2 protein-coding genes and 1 pseudogene are annotated in these 3647 nt (G+C 70.9%); 1 reads left to right on the top strand and 2 read right to left on the bottom strand.

Annotated elements, in window-relative coordinates; all coding sequences use genetic code 11:
- A partial coding sequence (locus ABD194_RS20755; protein ID WP_343995068.1) for an ATP-grasp domain-containing protein occupies positions 1-1286 on the bottom strand: 1286 nt, incomplete at its 3' end.
- A gap of 73 nt (positions 1287-1359) precedes the next feature.
- Complete coding sequence (locus ABD194_RS20750; RefSeq protein WP_343995066.1) at positions 1360-2070, bottom strand: alpha/beta hydrolase; 711 nt, start codon at positions 2068-2070, stop codon at positions 1360-1362.
- A 1236-nt stretch (positions 2071-3306) separates the two neighbouring features.
- Here ABD194_RS20750 and ABD194_RS20745 point away from each other — a divergent pair.
- A pseudogene (locus tag ABD194_RS20745) lies at positions 3307-3647 on the top strand (HNH endonuclease signature motif containing protein); the annotation flags it as partial.

The following is a 3647-nucleotide window of genomic DNA, read 5'->3' as shown; positions in this document are numbered from 1 at the left end:
ACCCACAGGCCGATGAGACCGCCGAAGTGCGCCATGAACCTGTCGCGCTCGTGCGCCGGGTAGGTCGTGACCACCGTCGAGCGCAGCAGGTTGGTGAAGGCGTCGGACTGCACCCACTCGAGCACCGCGGCGTCGAGGTGGGGCAGGTGCTGCTCGCACCAGGGCCAGTAGTCGGCCGTCTCGAAGTACTCGTCGGCGATCGCGAGGTAGGCGTCGAGCTTCTCCTGGTCGCTGAGGTCGTCGCGGTCGGCGACGTCGAAGTAGCGGCGCATCTCGAGGTCCATCGGGCCGCGGCGGCCGGTGACGAGGCAGTAGGCCGACCAGCGCACGAGCGCCTTGATGGCCCAGGGGAAGTAGTAGTGCAGTGACGTGACGGCCACGTCAGGACAGGCGTTGGCGTAGTCGATCGGGTAGACGTCGTCGCCCTTGACGAGCATCTCGCAGGAGTTGAACTCCCAGCCGAACATCGCGTTGACGATGCGGCTGATCGCGGCGGTCTGGCGCCCGGCGGACGGGGTCAGGAAGTCGTGGCTCACGGCATACCGGTTGTGCATCGGCTGCTCGGGGCGGAAGTCCATGACCATCGTCTCGGGGCCGATCGACAGGGCCCGTGCGAAGTGGTCGTACTCGATGGTGGCCTGCAGGTGCATGAGCATCTCGCCGGACTCGTCGTAGGCCTTGACGAGGTCGCGCTCGTCGTCGATGCGCGAGACCCCGCGCCAGCCGCCGCCGTCGAACGGCTTCATGTACATCGGGTAGCCGAGCTGGTTGGCGATGGCCTTGAGGTCGAAGGGCCGGTTGTACTTGGCGCTCGTGTAGGCCCAGCGGACGTTGTCGACGGGGTTCTTGTAGGGCACGAGCCAGGTCTCGGGGACCTTGAGCCCCAGGCGCATCAGGGCGACGTAGGCGCTGTGCTTCTCCATGGACTGGAAGGTGAAGGGGCTGTTGAGCAGATAGGCATCGTTCATCAGCGCGGCCTTCTTGAGCCACTCGCGCGGGTGGTAGTACCAGTACGCGAGGCGGTCGATGACGAGCTCGGTGCGCACGGGCTGACGCAGGTCGAACGGCTCGATGGTGAGCCGCTCGCTGCTGAGGTGGTGGGTGACACCGTCGTCCGTCGTGATGGGCCCGACGAGCGCCAGCAGCGCCTCGAACGCGGTGGGCCAGTCCTCCTCGGCGCCGAGCAGGAGCCCGACCAGGTGGGTCCTGTCCGACGGCGCGCGCTCCGGGGAGGTGGTGGCGGCGGACGAGTCCGGCAGCTCCTGCTGCCAGGCGGTGTCGGTCATCGTGCAGCTCCTGCCGTCGGGAGTGGGGTGCTCGACTGCGATCCTTGCAGCAAGAAGGGCATCTGTCGCTCGCTCAGCGCGGGGTTTCGCGGGCGAGCGAGTCGAAGAGGTGGGGGTCGAAGGCGGAGTGCCACGAGCGCCAGTCGTGTCCGCCCGGCACCTCGGCCAGCGACACGTCGTGGCCGCTGCCGGCGAGCGCCTGCGCCATCTGGCGGTTGTTCGCCAGGTTGCCCTCGCCGGTGCCGCACGTCATGACGACGCGCGCGTCGGTGCGGCGCCTCCTGACGCGCCTGACGTTCGTGACGAAGGCCGTCACGCGGTGCCAGAACTCGAAGTCCTCCTCGTCGTCGACCCGCTTGCGGAAGAAGGAGCCCGACTGCAGGAACAGCGACCCGAACGTGCCCGGGTGCAGCCACTCGGCCTGGAGCGAGGCGAGCGCGCCGAGGCTCGCCCCCATGAGGGCGGGCTTCCCGCTGCTTGCGTATGCCGTCCGCACCGCCGGGAGCACGTGCTGGGTGAGCGCCTGCGCCCAGTCGGGGTTGGCGGCATACCGCTCGTTGCGCGGTCCGGGCTCGAGCAGGACGACGCGGGTCGGCGCGACCCTGCCGTCACTCGTGGCGCCCCGCAGCACGGAGAGCAGGTGCGCGCGCCGGGAGTACTCGGGGCCGTCGTGTGCGAGCAGCAGCGGGAGCGGATGGCTGCGGCGCGTGCCGACGGGCGTGACGACCGCCAGGTCGACGTCGCCGACCGGCGTGCCGGTGACCGTCATCCTCGTCCGCGCCATGGCCTGACCCTAGGCCGTCGCCGTGACAGCGGATGACATGGCACCCGGTCGCGCCTCCGACGGCAGACGGGACGCCTTGCAGCACAGGGGCTTTCATTGTCCACACCACTGTCCCGCCCCTTCCATTTCACTCGAACGAAGGTTCTACTTGAGTGACCGGGAACTCAGGGGAAGGAGGATGGCCATGCCGTACATCGACGTCACGGGCATGCCTCCTCGCCCTCGTCTCGACGTCATCCGGATCGCATGGTCAGCGGACGCGACGGAGCTCGGGCGGTCCCTCGAGCCCCCTCGGGCGCGGCTCCTCGAGCTGCAGTCGCAGGCGGCGGAGCACGGTCCGAACCCGGAGAGGCGTCGAGCGGCGGAGGCCTTGGAGGGCCTGGCGCGGGCGGGCGAGCGGGTGCTGGCCGACATCGAGTCGCTCGAGGCGGCCAAGGCGCGACTCGAGGCCGACCTGCTCTCGGCCTACGCCGCCTTGCGCACGATCGAGGAGCAGCAGATCGCCGCTCTTCCCGCCGGCTCGCCGTCCCGGATGACGGGGAGGGTGTCGACCGACCGGGTCGTGGGTGAGGAGATCGCCCTGGCGACGGGTGTCGGTCTGGGCGAGGTCGCGCGACGCCTGTCGCCGGCCACCGCACCCCGCCGGCACCGGACCATCCTGGCCGCGCTGCGTGCCGGCACGACCTCGTTGCACCGGGCCCTGCAGGTGAGCTCCGGGACGGCCGCGCTGTCTGATGCCGACGTGGCACTCGTGGAAGCGGCGGTGCTCGCGCCGTCGCGCGACGGGCAGGCGGTGCCGCAGCGGACGTTCATGACCCGGCTGCGGCGTGCCATCGCATCCGTCGACTCACGCGGTTCCGAGGAGCGGCGCGCACAGGCGAGGTCTCGCCGCGGCGTGTTCGGCCGGTTGACGGGCGACGGCATGGGCTGCCTGACGCTGGTCACCGATGCCGAGGCGCTCGCCGCCGTCCTGGACCGCCTCGACACCCGGGCCCGAGCGGCCCGCGGCGCCGGTGACGGGCGCACCCTGGACCAGCTCCGCTGCGACCTGGCGACCGAGTCGCTGCTTGGGAGCTACCCGGCGGCGCAGCAGCCTGCTGGCGCGGGCGCCGATCGAGGCTGCCCCGATACTGACTCGACGGAAAGCGGACCGGGGAGCGGACCGGCCGACGGCACCAGCGGCGCTCCCGCCGGTGACGCACCGCTGGACGGCCGGCTGCCCTCGTGTGGTTGGTGGTGCCTTTCGAGGTTGCCATCGGCGCCTCGGAGGCGTTCTGCGAGCTGCCCGGCCACGGGTGGGTCACCGCCGCCCATGCCCGCGAGATCATCAGCCGGTCCGGGTCGGTGTGGCGCACCCTCCCGGTCGACGTCGACACCGGACAGGCGCTCTCCCGTCCGACCAAGGCCTACCGGCCCACCCGGGCGATGGTCGAGCACGTGCAGGCAGTCGACGGCGTCTGCCGTGGGCCCGGCTGCGAAGTCCTCGCCAGCCGCTGCGACATCGACCACGAGACTCCCTGGCCCTTCGGTGAGACCGCGGTGGGCACCCTCTTCAACCAGCACCGGCTCCACCACAA

This window comes from Terrabacter terrae (assembly GCF_039529575.1).
Classification (GTDB): Bacteria; Actinomycetota; Actinomycetes; order Actinomycetales; family Dermatophilaceae; genus Terrabacter; species Terrabacter terrae.
The sequence above is the reverse complement of the archived record's forward strand: the minus strand, read 5'-3'. Positions and strand labels throughout refer to the sequence as shown.

Bases quoted from the DNA above. Each gene is read 5' to 3' on its own strand.
- ABD194_RS20750 (WP_343995066.1), bottom strand. From the start codon at position 2,070: ATGGCGCGGACGAGGATGACGGTCACCGGCACGCCGGTCGGCGACGTC.